This is a genomic window from Tardiphaga sp. (genome assembly GCF_044340795.1).
Taxonomy (GTDB): Bacteria; Pseudomonadota; Alphaproteobacteria; order Rhizobiales; family Xanthobacteraceae; genus Tardiphaga.
In genome coordinates this window covers 1-20,282 of record NZ_JBIISY010000104.1, presented here as the reverse complement: position 1 = coordinate 20,282, position 20,282 = coordinate 1, and the positions used below count along the sequence as shown (strand labels likewise).

Annotated in this window: 26 protein-coding genes; 21 read left to right on the top strand and 5 right to left on the bottom strand. The window is 64.8% G+C overall.

What is annotated here, in order from left to right:
• Positions 1 to 112 precede the first annotated feature (112 nt).
• Both ACIQ17_RS17650 and ACIQ17_RS17645 read left to right on the top strand, forming a co-directional pair.
• A complete protein-coding gene (locus ACIQ17_RS17650; protein WP_398470364.1) occupies positions 113 to 568 on the top strand; it encodes a hypothetical protein in 456 nt (151 codons plus the stop codon).
• A 150-nt stretch (positions 569 to 718) separates the two neighbouring features.
• On the top strand, positions 719 to 1,972 hold the full coding sequence (locus ACIQ17_RS17645; RefSeq protein ID WP_398470365.1) for a phage major capsid protein: 1,254 nt from the start codon (positions 719 to 721) through the stop codon (positions 1,970 to 1,972).
• Positions 1,973 to 2,019: 47 nt separating this feature from the next.
• On the opposite strand, the gene ACIQ17_RS17640 is transcribed toward ACIQ17_RS17645, so the two are convergent.
• A complete protein-coding gene (locus ACIQ17_RS17640; protein ID WP_398470363.1) occupies positions 2,020 to 2,343 on the bottom strand; it encodes a hypothetical protein in 324 nt (107 codons plus the stop codon).
• A 289-nt stretch (positions 2,344 to 2,632) separates the two neighbouring features.
• On the opposite strand from ACIQ17_RS17640, the gene ACIQ17_RS17635 reads away from it, so the two are divergent.
• Positions 2,633 to 3,466, top strand: coding sequence for a hypothetical protein (locus ACIQ17_RS17635; protein ID WP_398470362.1), 834 nt, complete (start codon positions 2,633 to 2,635; stop codon positions 3,464 to 3,466).
• Positions 3,463 to 3,855 carry a DUF2019 domain-containing protein gene (locus ACIQ17_RS17630; RefSeq protein WP_398470361.1) on the top strand — a complete coding sequence of 131 codons (393 nt, stop codon included), beginning with the start codon at positions 3,463 to 3,465 and terminating at the stop codon, positions 3,853 to 3,855. The genes ACIQ17_RS17635 and ACIQ17_RS17630 overlap by 4 nt, the downstream gene beginning before the upstream one ends.
• Before the next feature lie 57 nt (positions 3,856 to 3,912).
• Here ACIQ17_RS17630 and ACIQ17_RS17625 read toward each other — a convergent pair whose 3' ends face one another.
• The 3 genes from ACIQ17_RS17625 to ACIQ17_RS17615 form a co-directional block, all read right to left on the bottom strand.
• On the bottom strand, positions 3,913 to 4,128 hold the full coding sequence (locus tag ACIQ17_RS17625; protein WP_398470360.1) for a hypothetical protein: 216 nt from the start codon (positions 4,126 to 4,128) through the stop codon (positions 3,913 to 3,915).
• Between the two features lie 115 nt (positions 4,129 to 4,243).
• Complete coding sequence (locus tag ACIQ17_RS17620; protein ID WP_398470359.1) at positions 4,244 to 4,555, bottom strand: hypothetical protein; 312 nt, start codon at positions 4,553 to 4,555, stop codon at positions 4,244 to 4,246.
• Positions 4,556 to 4,693: 138 nt separating this feature from the next.
• Positions 4,694 to 5,476 (bottom strand): S1 family peptidase, encoded by a 783-nt coding sequence (locus ACIQ17_RS17615; RefSeq protein ID WP_398470358.1) that lies wholly within the window; start codon positions 5,474 to 5,476, stop codon positions 4,694 to 4,696.
• Positions 5,477 to 5,548: 72 nt separating this feature from the next.
• Here ACIQ17_RS17615 and ACIQ17_RS17610 point away from each other — a divergent pair, with 72 nt between their 5' ends.
• Genes ACIQ17_RS17610 through ACIQ17_RS17570 form a run of 9 tightly spaced genes read left to right on the top strand, consistent with a single transcriptional unit; the run spans position 5,549 to position 9,864 of the window.
• A complete protein-coding gene (locus ACIQ17_RS17610) occupies positions 5,549 to 6,109 on the top strand; it encodes a head-tail connector protein (RefSeq protein ID WP_398470357.1) in 561 nt (186 codons plus the stop codon).
• On the top strand, positions 6,106 to 6,426 hold the full coding sequence (locus ACIQ17_RS17605) for a head-tail adaptor protein (protein ID WP_398470356.1): 321 nt from the start codon (positions 6,106 to 6,108) through the stop codon (positions 6,424 to 6,426). The genes ACIQ17_RS17610 and ACIQ17_RS17605 overlap by 4 nt, the downstream gene beginning before the upstream one ends.
• A gap of 10 nt (positions 6,427 to 6,436) precedes the next feature.
• Positions 6,437 to 6,847 (top strand): DUF3168 domain-containing protein, encoded by a 411-nt coding sequence (locus tag ACIQ17_RS17600; RefSeq protein ID WP_398470355.1) that lies wholly within the window; start codon positions 6,437 to 6,439, stop codon positions 6,845 to 6,847.
• Positions 6,848 to 6,858: 11 nt separating this feature from the next.
• On the top strand, positions 6,859 to 7,266 hold the full coding sequence (locus tag ACIQ17_RS17595) for a phage major tail protein, TP901-1 family (RefSeq protein ID WP_398470354.1): 408 nt from the start codon (positions 6,859 to 6,861) through the stop codon (positions 7,264 to 7,266).
• 10 nt (positions 7,267 to 7,276) lie between these two features.
• Complete coding sequence (locus tag ACIQ17_RS17590; RefSeq protein ID WP_398470353.1) at positions 7,277 to 7,603, top strand: gene transfer agent family protein; 327 nt, start codon at positions 7,277 to 7,279, stop codon at positions 7,601 to 7,603.
• Positions 7,600 to 7,803, top strand: a complete 204-nt coding sequence (locus tag ACIQ17_RS17585; RefSeq protein ID WP_398470352.1) for a rcc01693 family protein — start codon at positions 7,600 to 7,602, stop codon at positions 7,801 to 7,803. The genes ACIQ17_RS17590 and ACIQ17_RS17585 overlap by 4 nt, the downstream gene beginning before the upstream one ends.
• Positions 7,796 to 8,332: a phage tail tape measure protein gene (locus ACIQ17_RS17580; RefSeq protein ID WP_398470351.1), complete on the top strand. Its 537-nt coding sequence runs from the start codon at positions 7,796 to 7,798 to the stop codon at positions 8,330 to 8,332. Before ACIQ17_RS17585 ends, ACIQ17_RS17580 begins: the two co-directional genes overlap by 8 nt.
• Before the next feature lie 12 nt (positions 8,333 to 8,344).
• Positions 8,345 to 8,971, top strand: coding sequence for a TIGR02217 family protein (locus ACIQ17_RS17575; protein ID WP_398470350.1), 627 nt, complete (start codon positions 8,345 to 8,347; stop codon positions 8,969 to 8,971).
• Entirely contained in the window at positions 8,968 to 9,864 is an 897-nt protein-coding gene (locus ACIQ17_RS17570; RefSeq protein ID WP_398470349.1) for a DUF2163 domain-containing protein, read from the top strand. The genes ACIQ17_RS17575 and ACIQ17_RS17570 overlap by 4 nt, the downstream gene beginning before the upstream one ends.
• 108 nt (positions 9,865 to 9,972) lie before the next feature.
• On the opposite strand, the gene ACIQ17_RS17565 is transcribed toward ACIQ17_RS17570, so the two are convergent.
• Positions 9,973 to 10,395 carry a GFA family protein gene (locus tag ACIQ17_RS17565; RefSeq protein WP_398470348.1) on the bottom strand — a complete coding sequence of 141 codons (423 nt, stop codon included), beginning with the start codon at positions 10,393 to 10,395 and terminating at the stop codon, positions 9,973 to 9,975.
• Between the two features lie 164 nt (positions 10,396 to 10,559).
• Here ACIQ17_RS17565 and ACIQ17_RS17560 point away from each other — a divergent pair, with 164 nt between their 5' ends.
• From ACIQ17_RS17560 to ACIQ17_RS17525, 8 genes are all read left to right on the top strand, one after another.
• Positions 10,560 to 11,009 carry an NlpC/P60 family protein gene (locus ACIQ17_RS17560; RefSeq protein WP_398470347.1) on the top strand — a complete coding sequence of 150 codons (450 nt, stop codon included), beginning with the start codon at positions 10,560 to 10,562 and terminating at the stop codon, positions 11,007 to 11,009.
• A 379-nt stretch (positions 11,010 to 11,388) separates the two neighbouring features.
• Positions 11,389 to 11,931: a hypothetical protein gene (locus ACIQ17_RS17555; RefSeq protein ID WP_398470346.1), complete on the top strand. Its 543-nt coding sequence runs from the start codon at positions 11,389 to 11,391 to the stop codon at positions 11,929 to 11,931.
• A gap of 148 nt (positions 11,932 to 12,079) precedes the next feature.
• The gene (locus tag ACIQ17_RS17550) at positions 12,080 to 15,919 is read left to right on the top strand and encodes a glycoside hydrolase/phage tail family protein (protein ID WP_398470345.1); all 3,840 of its coding nucleotides are present in this window, start codon (positions 12,080 to 12,082) and stop codon (positions 15,917 to 15,919) included.
• 39 nt (positions 15,920 to 15,958) lie between these two features.
• Positions 15,959 to 17,029, top strand: a complete 1,071-nt coding sequence (locus tag ACIQ17_RS17545; protein WP_398470344.1) for a DUF2793 domain-containing protein — start codon at positions 15,959 to 15,961, stop codon at positions 17,027 to 17,029.
• Positions 17,030 to 17,145: 116 nt separating this feature from the next.
• Positions 17,146 to 17,886 (top strand): glycoside hydrolase family 19 protein, encoded by a 741-nt coding sequence (locus ACIQ17_RS17540; protein ID WP_398470343.1) that lies wholly within the window; start codon positions 17,146 to 17,148, stop codon positions 17,884 to 17,886.
• A gap of 2 nt (positions 17,887 to 17,888) precedes the next feature.
• Positions 17,889 to 18,476, top strand: coding sequence for a 3TM-type holin (locus tag ACIQ17_RS17535; protein ID WP_398470342.1), 588 nt, complete (start codon positions 17,889 to 17,891; stop codon positions 18,474 to 18,476).
• Positions 18,477 to 18,552: 76 nt separating this feature from the next.
• Positions 18,553 to 19,224: a response regulator transcription factor gene (locus ACIQ17_RS17530; protein ID WP_398470341.1), complete on the top strand. Its 672-nt coding sequence runs from the start codon at positions 18,553 to 18,555 to the stop codon at positions 19,222 to 19,224.
• Between the two features lie 10 nt (positions 19,225 to 19,234).
• A partial coding sequence (locus ACIQ17_RS17525) for a HAMP domain-containing protein (RefSeq protein ID WP_398470340.1) occupies positions 19,235 to 20,282 on the top strand: 1,048 nt, incomplete at its 3' end.

The following is a 20,282-nucleotide window of genomic DNA, read 5'->3' as shown; positions in this document are numbered from 1 at the left end:
GGGACTCGCAGCCGGACACCCGCCGTGTTTCGTGGTTACAACGACTCTGGTCGTTTGCTGCGTAGATTGAAGCTATTGCGAACGGGGCGGGGCTCCCAGTGAGGATGCCGGCATGAGTATCGATGTTGAAGTCAAACAGCAACGAGACTGGCAGATCCTTCACGATGCAATCACGGGGGTCGTCGATCTCTACGGCGTAAAAAATGCTTTCGGAAAAGGCGACTACTGGCTGCTGGACGAGAACTGGGGGCGCTACTCCCAGCAACTCGAATTTCAGAAGCTCGATCTCTTCCAGCCTGTCCTCCTCGCTGCGTTACAGAACCTGCTGCACTCATTTCCCGGCTGGTACATCACGATCCGTGTCGACGTCGTCGGTAAGGAAGACACATGGCCGGGTATGGGCGTCATTGTTTATCGTGACCGCATTATTGACGATCTAAGACGCGATTTTCTTCCGCCTGGATTTCCCAGCGGCCTGTTCGGCGAGACGCAGGCTGCAGAAGCTGAGCGGATCGCGGAACGCGTCAAGACCCTGATGGCTTTGACCCAGCTGAAGCGACGTCGCTAGGCTCACTGGCGGCTCGATGCGGTCGCGCGTCGTCATGCGTGATCCATGCGCCCAGAGCTGCTCCACATGATGCCAGAGAAAATATCGGTCAATCGCGGCCGGGCACTCGCATGTCCGATCTCAACCATGTCCATCAACCCGGAGACCATCATGAACTTCGATCTCACCGACGCTGCCCCCGAGCATAAGGCCGGCTTCGCCGCGCCGCGCGAAAGCTATGACGAGCTGCGGCAGACCTTTGAAGACTTCAAGGCGGCGAACGACGAGCGCCTGGCGGATATCGAGCGGAAGCGCGGCGATGTGCTGTTGGAGCAGAAGGTCGATCGCATCAATGCGGCGCTGGATGCACAGCAGCGGCGGCTGGATGATATCGTGCTGCGTGCGGCGCGGCCTGGCATCGGCGGCTCGCGTGCGGCGCGCGACATGGGCGCGCGCGAGCACAAGAGCGCCTTCGATGCCTATGTACGCTCCGGCGATGTCGAGGCGCTGCGCGCACTCGAGACCAAGGCGATGTCGGTGGGCTCCAATCCTGACGGCGGCCATCTCGTGCCGCCAGAGCTGGAGCGCACCATCGGCCAGCGGTTGATGGCGATCTCGCCCATCCGCAGCATCGCCTCGGTACGCGAGATCTCCAGCAGCGTCTACAAGAAGCCATTCATGACCGCGGGACCGGCGACGGGGTGGGTTGGCGAGACCGATGCGCGGCCGCAAACGGCGTCTCCGACGCTGGATGCGCTGTCGTTCCCGGCGATGGAGCTCTACGCCATGCCGGCGGCGACGGCGACACTGCTCGATGACAGCGCCGTCGATCTCGACCAGTGGATTGCCTCCGAAGTCGAGCTCGTCTTCGCCATGCAGGAGGGCGCGGCCTTTGTCGGCGGTGACGGCGTCAACAAGCCCAAGGGCTTTCTGAACTATACGGCGGTGGCGAATGCGTCCTGGAGCTGGGGCAATCTCGGCTATCTCGCATCGGGCGTTGCGGGTGCGTTTGCGGCCTCGAACCCGTCCGACACGCTGGTCGATCTGATCTATGCGCTGAAGGCCGGCTATCGACAGAACGGCAGTTTCGTGATGAACCGCAAGACCCAGGCGACGATCCGGAAATTCAAGGACTCCACTGGCGCCTATCTGTGGCAGCCGCCTGCCCAGAGCGGCGGCCGCGCCACCTTGATGACGTTTCCGGTGGTGGAGGCGGAGGACATGCCGGATGTCGCGGCGAATGCGCTGGCGGTGGCGTTCGGCGACTTTCAGCGCGGCTACCTGATCGTGGACCGGGTCGGTGTGCGGGTGCTGCGCGATCCCTACAGCGCCAAGCCCTACGTGCTGTTCTACACGACCAAGCGTGTCGGTGGCGGCGTGCAGGACTTTGACGCGATCAAGCTGCTGAAGATGGCGGCGAGCTGAGAGATCGCCAATGGTGCGGGCGATATGTGTCGCCTGCACTCGGTCACTCAGCAATAAGTGAAGTAGTTGCAGCCGAACTGCGGACGCCCGATGAGCAGTTCCTGCGGCGCGCCGTAGTGGCTGTAATAGTAGGAAACCTGCGGCGGACCGAAATAGCGGTGAACCTGCACAGGCACACCGCCCTGCGGCGAGTAAGTGGTGATTTTGTCCCAGGCCGGAGACTGGACTTCGAGGTAGCGCCCGCGGCCAGCAACTGGCGCCGGTTCCGCTATTTTGCCGTAGCCTTGGCGCGGATAGCCGGAGAGATCGGCGGCCGCTGCTGGAAGCGTCATGACAGCAGCGATGCAGGCGTGGGCAAGCGGGCGCAGCACGACGAGCGTTCCTTCTGATCAGCGCGCGACGACACGAGAGCGGCACGGCGCATGTGCTGCATCGTTGTCAGAAAAAGCTTGTGTGAGGCTGATCTGGGAGCGAGAGCGCGGCCGAGTCGAGCGGTTGAAGGATCGGCGTCGTGCGACGCGATCATCGCTCTCCGATCTCATGTTCAGGCGATCCGCACATTCATGTTGCTTCGTCGCTGCAAGTTGGATGGCCGGGTCAAAGCCCGGCCCTGACAGCATTCCTGATCATCTTCCATCACTAGCTTGCACGGGTGTGCGGATGAACGCCTGGCTGTTTCACCAGCAATGTCGGTTCGTGCGCCCGGATGGCGCACGATATCTCCGACCGGATATCGCGCGCTATCTCCCGCCGGAGCGGAAGTGGGAGGGGCAGCCGCGAATTGACGCCGGTGGCCCGAATGGAGGGCAGTTCACATTCGGATTGCAGGGTGAAGACGAAGACGAGGACGATCCGAGCACCGACAATACCAGAGTCTATATCTTTACGCCACGCGACTCCGAAAGAGAGGGCGAAGGAGAGGGCGGCGGTGGTCAGAGCGATTCAGACATTTTCTGGCTGGCCTCGTCACCAATCGGTATGGGGCACAATAAAGGCCCCGACCTGGACGGTGCGCCGGAGATTCCGCAAAGTATGCCGAAGACAACTGCAGAGCGCATGTCGTTTGTACGCGCTGCTGCCAGCTGGCTGTTCGGTCGTTCCGCGATCGGGATCGCAGCATTCTTTGGTCTTTTGGATCAGGTAGAGGATATTGCACGACTCTCGCACATGATCAGAACGGCCAATGATCCGCCCGCTCCACTCGGACAGCTTCAGCGGCGAGCGGAGGGGCCTAGCGAGCCGGGCTATCATGATCACCACATCGTCAATCAACACCAATATAATCGTGACAGGTTTGGTGATGCCCGGATCGAGCAACGAGCCAATGTGGTGAGGATACCGCAACTGAAGCATATCGAACTGAGTAGATGGTATGCTACGAAAAATCCTGATTATGGAGGGAAATCTCCGCAAGAGGTTTTGCGAGATATGAGCTGGGAAGAGCAAACGTGGATCGGTCTGGAGCGACTTAGACACTTCAAGGTGCTCGAATGAACAGCGAGAAGAATACAAAGCTGGATACGTCCGAACTGGTTGCAAAGTTCTTGGAGTTGGCGCTGGCGCAACACGAGGCGGTGGAAACATTCCAGACAGCTCGATACAATCGACTTTACGATCGGATCGAATTGATCAAACGTGAACTCAAAGCCCGCGAGGGCGATCAGCGGATGGCGCTCCTTCCTTTGCTTGAGGCGCCAAATATCCAGGTCCGCTTTATGGCCGCTTACGCGCTTTTGACGATCGCGCCCGAGCAAGTTCGAAAGACTTTGATAGGAATTCGTGAAACCGGCCAGCTGCCTCAGTCAGCGGATGCCAGCTACACACTGGATAATTTCGAAGAAAGCATCGAGAAGTTCAAGCGGTTCGATGCAAAGGACAACTGAGCGAAAGACTTTTCGGAATTCGATAGCGGTCGCAAGCATGGTGCTTGGCCAATGTCCTCATGGGTCCCCCTTCAACACAAACCTCTTCCTCAACTCCACCGCCACGTCATCCGCCAGTTTCTGCGCATAGGTCGCGTGTTTCGGCGCGGTGATCACCATCGGCCGCCAGCCGAGCAGGGGATCGGGGCGGACGGAGACATAGACGCCGCCGACAACGATGCGCTGGGCGATCATCTCTTCGAGTTCGGCTTCGGTCTTTTCTTCCTTGCCCAAGTGGCTTTCCTCCCGGCGGTGAAAGCTACTTCCTCATGTGGTGACGCGTTTCGCTCTTGCCCGTTCACAAAGTCGTCAAGGATCTCGCCTCGAGGCACTGTTGCAAGCGCGCGGCTCAGCAATAGCCGTACCAGCCGCAGGCATAGGGCGCGCGGCTGAAGATCGTCTCCGGCTTCGTGCCGTAATAGGAGCGATAATAATACGAATTCGGCTTGCCGTAATAGCCATGCACGATGGAGGGAATATAGACCTCCGGGGCATAGGTGACGATCGGTTCCTCGACCGGCTTTTCCTTCTCCACCACCACGACACGGCGGGGGCCGGGCGCCGGCTCGGCGAACACCGCGCCCAGGCGGCTGTGGCCGGCGAGATCGGCGGCGTTAGCCGTTGTGGCGGTGAAGGCGAGGATGAGGGCGAATGTCCGCATGATTCGCCAAGGATAGCGGAGAAGGTTTCAAGAAGATTAACGATGGGCGCGCAGACGTAGGGCGGATGAGCGGGGCGTAATCCGCCGGCCGATTGCATGGGACGAAGAATGGCGGATGACGCCTTCGGCTCATCCGCCCTACAGCGCCACGCCCCAGGCTTTCGCGGTCTTCAGGATCCAGTCGCGATAGAGCGTCAGCGGCGTCACGCCGGTGAGGCCGCCGCAGCCGGCGCTGCTCTTCGCGCCGGTGGACCAGGAGATCACGCCGATCACGACAGGGCGGCCGCTCTGCTGCTGCAGCACGGGGCCGCCCGAGTCGCCGGTGCAGGCGCCGAGGCCGGGGCGCTCGTTATTGGTGGCGGGATCGAGCAGGCGGATCTGCAACTTGCCGGGATGGCTGGTGGAGACGAGCTGCGCCGAGCGCACCGTGCCGCCGCTCTTGCCATCGCCGCGCGCGGCGACGCCGATGCCGGCGATGGTGTAGTCCTGGCCGGCCTCGAACGGCTCGAGCGGGCGGCCGAGTGGCAGCGCGGTCTTGCCGGCGAGCGGTTCGTTGAGCTGCAGCAGCGCGATGTCGGCGCTGGCGCGATGGGCCTTGATGCCCTGCGCATTGAAGCCGGGATGATCGGCGACGCGCCTCACGGCGATCAGCTGCGGCTGCCGGTCGCTGTCATATTGCACGATCTTGTAGCTGGCGCCGGGCGTCACGCAATGCGCGGCGGAGAGCACCAGCGTCGGCGCGATCAGCGCGCCCGAACAGAAATTGCCGCGCGAGCCGACAATGGTGAGCACGCCGCGGCCGAGCGCGCCCTGATCGCGTTCGGCGCCGCCGACCAGCGCCTGCGCGGGCAAGACGAACGCCGTGGCTGCGAACAATGAAGTGAGCGCTGCCACCGCCAGCGCGCGACCTGTCTGAATCATGGCGGGATGTCACCGCCGCGCTGCCGCGATGTCAATTCCCCGAATTGTCCCATCACATATGCCGAGGGCCGCATGTCTGCTGTTCTGCTGACACCGCCAGTGAACGAGCCGCTGACGCTCGCCGAGGCGAAGGCGTTTTTGCGCGTGGAGCATGGCGATGACGATGCCGTCATCACCGCGCTGATCGCGGCGGCGCGGGTGCATGTGGAGGCGATGACACGGCGCGCGCTGCTGGCGCAGACCTGGCGCTTCGTGCTGGACGCCTGGCCGCGCGACGGACGTTTTGCGCCGCGGATCGGGCCGCTGCGGGAACTGGTGGCGGCGCGGCTGTTCGATGCCGATGGGACGGTCCGCGACCTGGATGGCGAGAGTTTTGTCGTCGATGTCGGGGCCAATGTGATCGCGGCGCCGTGTTTCGCGCTGCCGGTGCCCGGGCGCGCACGCGCGGGAATCGCGCTCGATGTGCGCTGCGGCTATGGCGCCGACGCCTCTGATGTGCCGGCGGACCTGCGCCAGGCCGTGCGGCTGCTGCTGGCGCATTGGTACGACCATCGCGTGGCCACGGTGGATGGCGCTTTGGTGCCGGCGAGCGTGAGCGCATTGATCGCGCCGTATCGGATGCTGGCGCTATGAAAAATCCCGGCCGCATGAAGACGCGCCTCGTCATCGAGGCGCCCGTCGAGAGCGATGACGGGCAGGGCGGTGTGCTGCGCGGCCATGTGCCGGTGGCGACGGTGTGGGCCGCCGTGATGCCGGAGCGTGTGCAGCATGGCGGCGAGGCCGATAGCGATGGCGCGGTGGTGAAGCTGCGCATCGTGCTGCGCAGCGGGCTGGCGTTGACGCTGCGGCATCGGCTGGCGGATGGCAGCAGGATCTATCGCATCACGGGGCTCGGCGACAGCGCGGATCGCCGCTTCACCGAGATCCATGCCGAATATCGGGTGACATGAGGGGCCCATCATGCTTGCTGCCAATGTCGCGCTGCGCGCGGCAGTTCATGCGGCGCTGAAGGCCGACACCGCGCTGATCGCCGTGCTCGGCGGCGCGCGCGTGCATGACGAGGTGCCGCGCGATGCGGCGTTTCCTTATGTCACGCTCGGCGATGCCGTCATCACCGACATCTCCACCGATGACGGCGCCGTGCAGGAGCATCAGCTGGTGCTGCACGCGTGGTCGCGCCAGGGCGGGCACAGGGAGGCGCATGTGATCGCCGGTGCGCTGCTGCAGGCGCTGGATGAGGCGCCGCTGGCGCCTGCCGGGCATCGGCTGGTCAATCTGCGCTTTGCCGTGGCGGACATCCGGCGCGAGAGCGACGGGCGCACCTATCACGCGGTGCTGCGCTTTCGCGCCGTCACCGAACCCCTGAGCTAACGGAGAGCCTGATGGCCGCACAGAAGGGCAAGGATCTGCTGCTGAAGATCCACAATGGCACCAGTTATGTGACGGTGTCCGGGCTGCGCAGCCGGCGCATCGCGTTTAATGCGGAGCTGGTGGACATCACCCATGCGGAGTCCGTCGATCGCTGGCGCGAGCTTCTGGCCGGCGCCGGCGTGCGGCGCGCATCGCTGTCGGGGCGGGGGCTGTTCAAGGACGGCGCGTCGGATGCGCTGGTGCGGCAGCAATTCTTCGACGGCACCATCAATCAATGCCAGATCGCGGTGCCGGATTTCGGCACCATCACCGGCCTGTTCCAGATCGCCAGCCTGGAATTCGCCGGCGAGCACAATGGCGAGGTCACCTTCGACATCGCACTGGAATCGGCGGGACCGCTGACATTCGTGGCGGCGTGAGGAGGCGGGCATGCCGAACCGGCATCGGGGCGAGATCACGGCCGAGCTTGGCGAGCGGCAGCGCACGCTGGTGCTGACGCTCGGCGCATTGGCGGAACTGGAGGCCGCGTTCGGCGCGAGCGATCTCGTGGCGCTCGCGGAGCGCTTTGGCGGCGGGCGGCTGTCGGCGCGCGATCTGGTTGCGATCATCGGCGCCGGGCTGCGCGGGGCCGGCGAGGCGGTGAGCGATGACGAGGTGGCGGCGATGCATGCGCCGGGCGGCGCCGCCGGCTTTGTCGCCATTGCGGCCGAACTGGTGGTCGCGACATTCGGCGATGGGGAGGGCGATGCGCCATGACAGCCTTTCCCTGGCAGACGGCGATGCAGGTCGGCTTCGGCGTGCTGCGGCTGTCGCCCGATGCATTCTGGCGCATGACGCCGCGCGAGCTGGCCGCGGCCATGACCGCATTGCGGGGTGGCGTGCCGCAGACCATCGGCCGGGCGCGGCTGGATGAGTTGATGCAGCTGTTTCCCGATGACGAGGTCAGCCATGAGTGACACTCACGATCTGCAGGCGACGACGGCGGGTCTCGTCGGCCTCACCGACAAGACGACGAGCCTGACCACGGCGGCGACGACTTTCGGCAAGACCATGACCGAGTCGTTTTCGGCGGCGAGCGTGAGCGGGCAGAAATTCGACGACGTGCTGAAATCGCTGGCCGCGAAGATGATGTCGCTGGTGGCGAACCCGACGGCGGCGGGCCTCGTCGGCGGGTTGAAGAACGTCGTGTCGAGCCTGATCGGTAGTGTGAGCAATGTGAAGGCCTTCGCGGATGGCGGCATCATCGGTGCGCCCAGTTATTTTCCGATGGCCGGCGGCACCGGGCTCGCCGGCGAGGCCGGGCCGGAAGCGATCCTGCCGCTGCAGCGCGCGGCGGATGGCAGCCTCGGCGTGGCGGCGCAGGGCGGCGGCAATGTCATCCATGTGCAGATCGCAACGCCGGACGCCGAGAGCTTTCGTCGCTCGGAGAGTTACGTCACCGGCCAGATCGCGCGCGCGGTGGCGCGCGGGCAGCGGAGCCTGTAGCGGAGCCATCGCATGAGCGGTTTTCACGAGGTGCTGTTCCCGCTCGATATCGCGCTCAAGAGTGCGGGCGGGCCGGAGCGGCGGACCGAAATCGTGTCGTTCGGCTCCGGCCGCGAGGCACGCAATGCGCGCTGGGCGCATTCGCGGCGGCGCTTCGATGCCGGCTATGGCATCAAGACGCTGGAAGCGCTGCGCAGCGCGGTGGCGTTCTTCGAGGAGCGGCGGGGACGGCTGCATGGCTTTCGCTGGCGCGACCGGCTCGATCAGCTCTCCGGCGTGTCAGGCATCTCGCCGCACGACCAGGGCATCGGCACCGGCGATGGCAGCCGCCGCGCGTTTCAGCTGGTGAAAACCTATGGCGGCAGTTTTGCGCCGTATCAGCGGGTGATCGACAAGCCGGTGGACGGCAGCGTGCGGATCGCGGTGAATGGCAGCGAGCTGTTGCCGGCCGCATTCACCTGCGATGCGACGACGGGACTGGTGACGGTGGCGGTTGCGCCATCTGCGGGAGCTGCGATCACCGCAGGTTTTCGCTTTGATGTACCGGTGCGGTTCGACACCGATTATCTCGAAGTGGATCTGTCGGCCTTCGCGGCCGGGGCGATCCCGAAAATCCCGGTGGTGGAGATACGGATATGAGGGCGATCCCGTCCGCCTTGCAGGCGCGCCTCGACTCCGGCGTCACAACATTGGCGCTAGCCTGGAAGCTGACGCGGCGCGATGGCGTGATCACGGGCTTCACCGATCACGATCGCGATCTCGCATTCGATGGCGTGACCTTTCGCGCCGGCACCGGCTTTGCGGCATCGGAAGCAACGGGACGCGTCGATCTCGCCGTCGATGGCGGCGACATCGCCGGTGCGCTGGATGGCGACGGCCTCAACGAAGCGGATCTCGCCGCGGGACGCTATGATGCCGCGAAGATCGAGACCTGGCTGGTGGACTGGAGCGACGTCGCGTTGCGCGTCCTGATGGCGCGCGGACGGATCGGCGAAGTCAAACGCGAAGGCATCGCCTTCATCGCGGAAATCCGCGGCCTCGCGGATCTGCTGTCGCAGGAAAGCGGCCGGCTGTACACGGCGAAGTGCAATGCCGATCTCGGCGACGCCAGGTGCAAGGTCAATCTCCACGATCCCGCACGCCGCGGCACCGGAGCGGTTGGTGACATGCTCGGTACGTCCGTCTTCGTCGCCGAAGGTCTTGCAGCTTTTGCGGATGGCGTCTTCACGTCCGGACGGCTGAGCTGGACCGGCGGCGTCAATGCGGGCCTGTCCATCGAGGTGAAGCTGCATCGCGCCGATGACGGCGAGGTGATGCTGTCGCTGTGGCAGGCGATGCCGGAACCTGTCGCGTCCGGTGACACGTTCACCGTGACCGCCGGCTGCGACAAGACACTCGCAACCTGCCGCGACCGCTTTGCCAATAGCGAGAATTTTCGCGGCTTTCCGCATATTCCCGGCAATGACTTCATCATGAGTTATCCGACGCCGGGCACACTTTCGGAGGACAGCGGCGAACCGATGTTTGGATGAGCTCAGTCGCCTGATGCCGGCGCCTGTGCATGCCACGGCGCGAGCGCGACCAGAACCGCAAATGCGGCCCCGATCACTGCCTGTTTCACGCGCTGTGCTCCAGTCGTCCTATTCGGCGATCATCTCGCCGGAGCCGCCGAACTCGGATGGAAAGTCTTTCAGCTTCGGCAGGCCGTCCTTCATCGGCAGCACTGTCTCGGCGTAGTTGACATGCACCGCGGGCTCGAAGCGCAAGGTCGGGAGCATGGCGGCGAAGACATCGATCAGGCCCAGCGGCGGATGGTTGTTCATCAGATGCCCGCCGCATTGATTGCAGTATTGACGCTGACTGAGTGCGGTCTTCTGGAAGCTGGCGATGTGTTCGGCACCCGCCGTGACACGGACCGCCGAAGGCTTCCACAGGCTGAACGCATTGACCGGGCCGCCGGACCAGGAGCGGCAGGAACGGCAGTGGCAATAGCCCATCGCTTCCGGTGTGCCATCGACTTCGATCTCGACGGCGCCGCAGAAGCATTTTCCAACATGCGTCATAGCTCACTCCCTCTCAGGTTTGCGTCGATCGCGCATGGCAGCGCGGGAGATCGGCGGCTCTGCTGGCAGTCCCGCGGCGGGCCGACGTCATTAGATAAGGACGCTGGTCCGCCACCGGAATGAGGATCGCGCATTGCGGCAGCGCCATGTCAAAGGAGCAACAGATGCCGGAAACAAGCTTGCGCACCGCCATCGTGGCGGAGGCGCGCAGCTGGATCGGCACGCCGTATCGGCATCAGGCATCGCTCAAGGGCGTCGGCTGCGATTGTCTCGGCCTGGTGCGCGGGGTCTGGCGCAACTGTATCGGCGCCGAGCCCGAAGCGCCGCCGCCTTACGCGCCGGACTGGGCTGAAGCGCGCGGCGAAGAGGCACTGGCGACGGCAGGTCAGAGGCATCTCATTGCCGTGGCGTGCGATGCCTTCGAGGCCGGCGACGTGCTGCTGTTTCGCTGGCGCGACGGTTGCGTGGCCAAGCACGCCGCGATCGCCAGCGGCGAGGGCACGATGATCCACGCGCATGACGGCGCCGCCGTGTGCGAAGTCGCATTGGCGCCATGGTGGCGACGACGGCTGGCATTCGCGTTTCGGTTTCCGAAGATAAGCGAAAGCACCTGAGTGGTAAGCCACGATCACGCGCTCGAAGGCTCGTCGCCAAAACTGGCTTTCAATTATAGATTGTGTATAAGTTTCGCGCGTCTCTTGGCGTGCTTGTGTGTTGACAACTGTTAACGTGGCATTAGATTGATCGCGCGACGATGGCGAAACGGCCCGCACATCCGAACAAGGAGATCGAAGCGGTCGTCGCCTATGCCGAGGCGAAAGGCTGGTCATGGACCAGGGTCAGTGGGCATGCATGGGGCAAGCTTTATTGTGCGCACCATGACAGGGATGGTTGCAAAGTTTTCGTGTGGTCGACGCCGAGGTCGCCGCAGAACCACGCCAAGGATCTCAAGCGCGATATCGATCGGTGTGTCCATCAGGGACAGCAGGACAGATGAAGATTTTTGAATTCTGCATCATTGCGTCGGGCCTCGATCCAGAGGCCGAAGACTTCGCCGATCGCTTTTTCGAAGCCGGATGCGATGACGCGACGATCGCTTTTCAGAAGGGTTGCATTATCGCCGACTTTGCTCGGGAGGCCGTCTCCATCGAGGATGCTATCGTATCAGCAGTCGAATGCGTGATCGCTGCCGGAGCAAAGGTCGATCGAATCGAGCCTGATCCTTTAGTCAGTCTCTCAGACATCGCCGCGAGAGCCGGGATGAGTAGAGCGGCTATGACACAGTATTCGAAGGGGCAGCGTGGCCGGTCTTTTCCCGCTCCCGTCGCCCGCGTAACATCAGAGAGTCCGCTATGGGACTGGTCTTCTGTCGCAAAGTGGCTGTTTCAGAACGACAAACTGCAGCGAAGTGAAGCGGTCAAAGCCGAGGCGGTTCGGGTTGTGAATTCGGCGCTCCCGGCCTTTGGGCCAAAGTGGCGAGACAAGCTGCGTGCCAGCCTGAACGCTTACGAACGATCGCTCGACAAGGTCGCCTAGCGGTTCCCCGATCGCAACTCACTGGTGGCTCTGACGAACTCTGCCAGTCCTAGCGCGGGACCACGATTTTCAAAAAATTGCAGTGATGACATTCGTCGCCCCGGCCTGCCGGGACGCTTGCATCTGTATATTACGCTTGGGATATCCCATGTCCACGCTCGTTCTCTCCATGGCCGGCAGGGCGATCGGCGGGGTGTTCGGGCCCGCGGGCGCGGCTATCGGGCAGATTGCGGGAGCGGCGATCGGTGGGCTGATCGACGATGCGCTGTTCGGCAGCGGCAAGGGTACGGAAGGGCCGCGGCTCGGCAGTCTCGACGTGATGTCGTCCAGCGAGGGCGCGCCGGTGCCGCGCGTCTATGGCCGGGCGCGGCTCGCGGGGCAGGTGATCTGGGCGACGCAGCTCGAGGAAGTGGCCGGCACCGATGACGGCAGCGGCGGCAAGGGATTTGGCGGCGCGGATGACAGCGGCGCGACCTATAGCTACTTCGCCAATTTCGCGGTCGGGCTGTGCGAGGGGACGATCGGCCGCGTCGCGCGCATATGGGCCGATGGCAAGCCGCTCGATCTCGATGGCATCAATTTCCGCGTCCATCGCGGCAGCGAGGACCAGGCGGCGGATGCGCTGATCGTCGCCAAGGAAGGAGCGGGTCACGCTCCGGCCTATCGCGGGCTCGCCTACGTGGTGTTCGAGCGGCTGCCGCTGGAGAATTTCGGCAACCGGATCCCGCAGCTGTCATTCGAAGTGATCAGGCCGATCGGTCTGCTCGAACAGATGACGCGGGCGGTGACGCTGATCCCGGGCACCACGGAATTCGGTTATGAGCCGTCGCCGGTGGTGCAGGTGGTGGGGCCCGGTGAGGCGGCGCCGGAGAACCGCCATATCGCCTCGGCGCGCAGCGACGTGGTGGCGGCGCTGGATGATCTGCAGGGCATGTGCCCGAATCTCGAACGTGTCGCCATCGTGGTCGCCTGGTTCGGTTCGGACCTGCGCGCGGGTCACTGCGTGATCAGGCCGGGCGTCGACAGCCTGGTGAAGGAGACCGATCCGCTGCTGTGGTCGGTGCAGGGCGTTATCCGGCCATTCGCCTATGTGGTGTCGCAGGCGGATGGGCGCTCGGCCTTCGGCGGCACGCCGTCCGATGCAAGCGTTGTGAATCTCATTGCGGAGCTGAAAGCGCGTGGGCTGAAGGTCACCTTCTATCCGTTCGTGATGATGGATGTGCCCGCGGGCAATGCGCTGCCCGATCCATGGAGCGGTGCGGCCGCGCAGCCGGCCTATCCGTGGCGCGGGCGGATCACGTGCCATCCGGCGCCGGGCGTGGCCGGCTCGCCGCAAGGGACGAGCGAGGCCGGTGCGCAGGTGGATGCGTTCTTCGCCGGTGGTGTGTGGAATTATCGCCGGATGGTGCTGCATTACGCGCATCTCGTCGCGCTGGCGGGCGGCGTCGATGCGTTTCTGATCGGCTCGGAATTGCGCGGGCTGACGCGGGTGCGCTCAGGCGCGGGCGTGTATCCGGCCGTCGCGCAGTTGTCGGCGCTCGCGGCCGAAGTGAAGTCCATCACGGGCGGCGGCACTGTCGTGACCTATGGCGCCGACTGGACGGAATATGGCGCCGATGTCGTCACGCCTGACGCGTCGGAGGTGCGGTTTCCGCTCGATGCCTTGTGGGCCTCGCCGGCCATCGATGCGGTGGGCATCGACTATTATGCGCCGCTGTCGGACTGGCGCGATGGCGCGTTGCATCTTGATCGGGATGAGGCCGGCTCGATTTATGACCGCGACTATCTGCGCGGCAATGTCGTCGGTGGCGAGGCCTATGACTGGTTCTATCCGGATGATGCGGCACGCGGCGCGCAGCTGCGCAGCGCGATCAGCGACGGGCTCGGCAAGCCCTGGATGTTCCGGCTGAAGGATCTGTGGGGCTGGTGGTCGCACACGCATCATGAGCGTGTCGGCGGGGTCGAGATCGGTGCCACCGCTTGGGCGCCGCAGAGCAAGCCGATCTGGCTGACCGAGGTCGGCTGCCCTGCGGTCGACAAGGGCGCCAATCAGCCCAGCGTGTTTCCCGATCCGAAATCGTCCGAGAATTTTGCGCCGTATTTTTCCAGCGGCGCGCGCGATGACCTGATGCAGCGGCGCTATCTCGAAGCGCTGCTGTCGGTCTTCGATCCCGTCCATGGCGGCAGCGATGCGCTCAATCCGGTGTCGCCGGTCTATGGCGGGCGGATGATCGACGTGTCCGCCATCCATCTGTGGACCTGGGACTCCAGGCCTTATCCGGTGTTTCCGGCGGCGGAGGATGTCTGGAGCGACGGCGCCAACTGGCACACCGGGCACTGGCTCAACGGTCGCCTCGGCGGCGCACCGCTGGATGCGCTGGTGGAGCAGCTGGCGCGTGACAGCGATGTCACGGGCGTGGATGCATCGGCGCTGCGCGGCGGCTGCGACGGCTATGTGGTGGACCGGCCGATGGCGCCGCGGGCGATGATCGAGCCGCTGGCTGTCGCCTATGCCTTCAATGCGACGGCGGCGGACGGCGCATTGCGCTTCATCCCGCGCGGCGGCGAGGTGGTGGCGGAGTTTTCCGAGGATGATCTCGTTGCGCCGGAGCAAGGCGCACTGGCGCAGGTGGTGCGCGCGCAGGAGACGGAACTGCCGCGACAGATCGGCATCGGCTTTTCCGATGCGCTTGCGGATTATCGCCGCGGCGCAGTCACCTCGCGAAAACTGGTCGGCGGCGCCAACCGGCTGCTGCAGGCCGATCTCGCCGTCATCACCAGCGATGCCGCAGCCACCCAGCGCGCCGAGGTCTGGCTGCAGGATCTGTGGGCAGGGCGCGAGCGCGCCAACTTCGCGCTCGGCATGGAGTCGTTTGCGCTGGGTCCCGGCGACGTGATCGCGCTGACGCTGGACGGGCGGCGACGGCTGTTCGAGATCGAGGCGCTGATCGATGCCGAGGCGCGGCGGGTGACCGCACGCAGCATCGATCCCGACCTGTTCGAAGTGCCGCTGCTGCAGCCGACCATCAGGACACCGGTGGTGCCACCGGCGCTCGGGCCGTTGCAGGTCGTGGTGCTCAACCTGCCTGTGATCGACAACGGCCAGGCCGATGTGCTGACGCGGCTCGCGGTGTTTGCCAATCCGTGGCCGGGCGGGGTGACGATCTGGCAGTCGAAGGATGCGGCGAGTTTTCAGGTCACAGCTTTTGCGCCGATGCCGGCGGTGATCGGCGAGACGCTGGATGTCCTGCCCGCCGGACCGGTGGCGCGTTGGGACAACGCATCGCGCCTGCGCGTGCGCCTGTATGGCGGCGTGCTCAATGCGCTGTCGGATGCGCGCGTGCTCGGCGGCGGCAATGCGGCGGCGGTACAGAACGGCGATGGACGATGGGAGGTCTTTCAGTTTGCGCAGGCCGAACTCGTGGATGAGCGGACCTATCTCTTGTCGCGGCTGCTGCGGGGACAGGGCGGCAGCGAACAGGCCATGGCAGCGGCGTTGCCCGCTGGCGCCCGTTTCGTTCTGCTCGATGCCAGCCTCGTCCCCATCGCCCGCGGACTGGATGCACTGGACCGGCCGCTGTCGCTGCGGCTTGTCGGCCGCGGGCGCAGTACCGACGATCCGAGTGCCACGGCGCTGACGGTGGTGCCGGATCGCACCGCGCTGCTGCCGCTGGCGCCGGTGCATGTGAAAGCCGTGCGCAGGAGCGACGGCGTGCATGTGAGCTGGATCCGCCGCACGCGTAGCGATGGCGATGGCTGGGCCGGCGAGGTGCCGCTGGGCGAAGATGGCGAGGCCTATCGGCTCGATATCCTTGCGGGTAGCAGCGTCAAGCGCAGCATCGCCTGTACGGCTCCGCTGGCGCTGTATGCGGCGGCAGACGAGGTCGCGGACTTTGGCGGGCCGCAGACGAGCCTGCATCTGCGGGTGATGCAGATGTCCGGAACCGTCGGCGCGGGACGGGTCGCGGATATCACGATCGATTTGTAGCCGTCATTGCCAGGTGACGGCTGAGAGAGCGAGCAATCCATGACCGACACCCCCAATCTCGGACTGCCCTATATCGATGGTGGGCAGGCGCAGAAGCATGTCACGCATAACGAGGCGTTGCGCCTGCTCGATGCTGCGATCCAGATCGCGGTGCTGGACAGGACGCGCATGGCGCCGCCTGCGTCACCGACGGAAGGCCAGCGACATGTGGTGGCGGCTGGCGCCAGCGAAGCCTGGGCCGGTCACGCGCATGCGATCGCGACGTGGCAGGATGGCGCCTGGGCGTTTCTCGCGCCGAAGGCCGGCTGGTGCATCTGGTCGATCGCCGACGATGTCATGCTGGTATTCGATGGTGCGGCCTGGCGCGACCTGCGCAATCTCGCGCTCGACAACGCGGCGCATCTCGGCGTCAACACGGCGGCCGATGCCGCCAATCGGCTGAGCGTCAAATCCGACGCCGTGCTGCTGTCGCATGACGATGTGACGCCGGGCAGCGGCGACCTGCGGATGGTGCTGAACAAGGCGCTGGCGGCGAGGGATGCGGGACTGGCTTTCCAGACGGGATTTTCGGCAAGGGCTCTGCTCGGGCTGCTCGGTGACGACAATCTGGCCATCAAGGTTTCGGCCGATGGCACGGTGTTTCGCCCGGCGCTGACCATCGATCGGAGCAACGGGCAGGCTAGCCTGATGCAGTCGCCGAAATTCTCCGCCTATATGAACTTTGACAAATATTGCGCGGCGAATACACCGACGAAAGTGCAGTTCAACAACGGGCGGCACAATGATTTCAGCGTGTTCGATGCGGCGAACAGCCAGTTCGTGGCGCCGGCGGCAGGCTATTATTTCATCGGCTATCGGGTGCTGTTCAAGGCCAATGCGGCGCTGCCCGGCTCGATGATCGCCACACTCTACAGGAATGGCAGCGAACTCACCGACGATGCGCGGATGCAGACCTCAACGGCGCTGGTCAGCAACAAGACATCGCTGAGTGCCAACACCGTGCTGAAGCTCGCGGCCGGCGACACGATCGCCGTCTGGGCGGTGCTGGAAACCAATGACGGCTATATCGCGGCCGCGCAGAACAGCTTTTACGGCCACCGCATTCCGTGACGAAGGCCGTGCGGATGAGCGCAGCGTTATCCGCCGCGGAGTCTCGATTATGAACTCGGCCGGCGGATGACGCCTTCGGCTTATCCGCCCTACTGATCCAGCCATCGGAGCATGTCATGCAACTCGATGAAGCCAGCCTGCGACGCCTGTGGCCGCGGGGCGATAGCCGCGTGCCTGGCCTGGTCGCCGGCATCGCGCGATCCTCACAGGATGTGTTCGCGCGTCACGGCATCGCGACGCCAGATCTCGTCGCGCATGTGATGGCGCAGATCAGCCACGAATGCGGGGCAGGGCACGATGTGGTCGAGAACATGAACTACACGGCCGCACGCATGATGCAGGTGTGGCCGTCGCGCTTTCCGACATCGGTGAGTGCGCAGCCTTTTGCAGGCAATCCGCGGGCGCTGGCCAACAAGGTCTATAACGGCCGCATGGGTAATCGGAGCGGCTCGGACGACGGCTGGAATTTTCGCGGCCGCGGCGGTGCGCAGACGACGGGACGCGAGGGCTATCAGCGCGTGAAGAAGGCGACCGGGCTCGATGTGATCGCGCAGCCGGAGTTGCTGATTGATCCCGCGCATTTTCTCAACTGCGCGGTGTCCGACTTCATCAATTGCGGTTGCCTGCCTTTCGCGAAAGCGGATGACGTCGTCGGCGTCACGAAGCGGCTGAACGGCGGCACGATCGGCCTTGCGGAGCGCAAGGTGTGGCTTGCGAAGTGGAAGCGCGAGCTGGCGGCTACGGTGACGAAGCCGGCCATCGCATCGCCGCCGCTCGCGCCGGAGATGCCGGACGCCCGGCCGTCCACCGTCGCATCCATCATTGCCGCTGTCCTTGCGGCATTCCGGAGGGCCTGATCATGGAATGGGGCGATCTTGCAAGGCAGGTGATTTCCCTGGGCGCACCGATGCTCGGCACCGCCCTGGGCGGGCCGCTCGGCGGCATCGCGGGCGAGATTCTGGCCAAGACCATCGGCGCGGCGTCCTCGACGCCGGCGAGCGTGCAGGCGGCGTTGCCCGCCGTCGATCCGAACAAGTTGGCCGAGGCGGAAGCGCAGTGGGCGGAGATGATCCGCGCCGAGGCGGAGACGCAGCGGGCGGCGATCACCGAAACCCAGGCAACGATCCGCGCCGAACTCGCCAGCGAGGATGCCCTGCAGCGCTGGTGGCGGCCGGCCTATGCGCTGGAATTGACGGTGGAATGCGGCGCGCTCTGGGCGGTACTCATGCATGAATTCTGGACCGGGGACATCCAGACCATCAATGCGCTGGTCAATGCCACGGCACTGCTGGCGACCTATTGGGGGTTCCGTTTCGGCGTGCTAGGCGTCTATATCAGCGGCCGCACCCGCGAAAAGGTCAGCGCGGTCACCGGGCAGGATGCGCCGGGGATGATCGAAAAGCTGGTCAAAACGGTATTGGCCAAAGAGGGTGTGAAGAAAAAGTAATATCGGCGGCGGCCGGTATTCATTTGGCGTTCACCCACCGGGGGCTCCATTCGGTGTGTGAACGTGGAGAACGAAAGTGCGTCTGCTCGTCGTCGAAGATGATCCCGATCTGAACCGTCAGCTCACCACTGCGCTGACCGATGCCGGCTATGTTGTCGACCGCGCCTTCGATGGCGAGGAGGGGCACTTCCTCGGCGACAGCGAGCCCTATGACGCGGTGGTGCTGGATATCGGCCTGCCCAAGATGGACGGCATCTCGGTGCTGGAGGCCTGGCGCCGCAATCATCGCGCGATGCCCGTGCTGATCCTCACTGCGCGCGACCGCTGGAGCGACAAGGTGCAGGGCTTCGATGCCGGCGCCGACGACTACGTGGCCAAGCCGTTCCATCTCGAGGAGGTGCTGGCGCGCATCCGCGCGCTCCTGCGCCGCTCGACCGGCCATGCACAGTCCGAGCTGAGCTGCGGTCCGGTGGTGCTGGACACGCGCACCGGGCGCGTCAGCGTCTCCGGCAATCCGATCAAGATGACCAGCCACGAATATCGGCTGCTGTCCTATCTGATGCATCACACCGGCCGCGTGATCTCGCGCACCGAACTGGTGGAGCATCTCTATGATCAGGATTTCGATCGCGACAGCAACACGATCGAGGTGTTTGTCGGCCGCATCCGCAAGAAGCTCGGCGTCGATATCATCCAGACCGTGCGCGGGCTCGGCTATCTCCTGACCCCGCCGCAGGCGGGCGCGTGATGGCGATGCCGTGACACGGACCAATTCGCTCGCCACCCGCCTGTTTCTCACGGCGACGGCCTGGGTGGTGGTGATCCTCGTCCTCACCGGCATCATCCTGTCCTCGGTGTATCGCGGCGCCACCGAGCGCGCCTTCGATCGCCGGCTCAATCTGTACCTGCGCACGCTGGTCGCCGAAGTGGCGTCGCCGTCCGATCCCGCTGATCCGCAAGCGATGCCTTCGCTGGGCGAGCCGCTGTTCGAATTGCCGCTGTCCGGCTGGTATTGGGAGATCGCGCCGACCGATGGCGAGAAGACCGAGATCCGCGCCTCGCGCTCGCTGTGGGACAAGAAGCTGCCCAAGCTCGAGGACCAGGGTGCCGAGCTGACGGCGTCCGGGGTGCGGCTCGGCTATGTGGACGGGCCCGAGGGCCAGCATCTGCGCATGGTGGAGCGGCCGGTCGATCTCGGCGCCGACGGCAAATTCCGCATCAGCGTGGCTGGCGACGCCACCGAGATCACCGAGGAAACCCGCGCCTTCGACTACTATCTCGGCAGCACCTTTGCGGCGCTGTCCATCGTTCTGGCGCTGACCACGCTGTTTCAGGTCCGCTTCGGCCTCGCGCCGCTGAAGCGTCTTTCGGAAGCCATTTCCGATATCCGCTCCGGTCGCGCCGAACGGCTGGAGGGGACGTATCCGGTCGAGCTTGCGCCGCTGGCGCGCGAGATGAATGCACTGCTCGATGCCAACCGCGCCATTGTCGAACGCGCGCGCACCCATGTCGGCAATCTCGCCCATGCCATCAAGACGCCGCTGTCGGTGATCGTCAACGAGGCCGGCGTCGCGCGTGCCAATGGCAATGTCGCCGATCCGCTCGCTGCAAAAGTGCTGGAGCAGGCGGATGTGATGCGCGACCAGCTCACCCACCATCTCGAACGCGCGCGGATTGCGGCGCGGGTCACCATCATCGGCACCGTCACCGAAGTGACGCCGGCGCTGGAGGCGCTGTGCCGGACCATGGAGAAGATCCATCGCGGCTGCGACATCGAGCTGAAGTCCGATGGCGCCGCCAAATTCC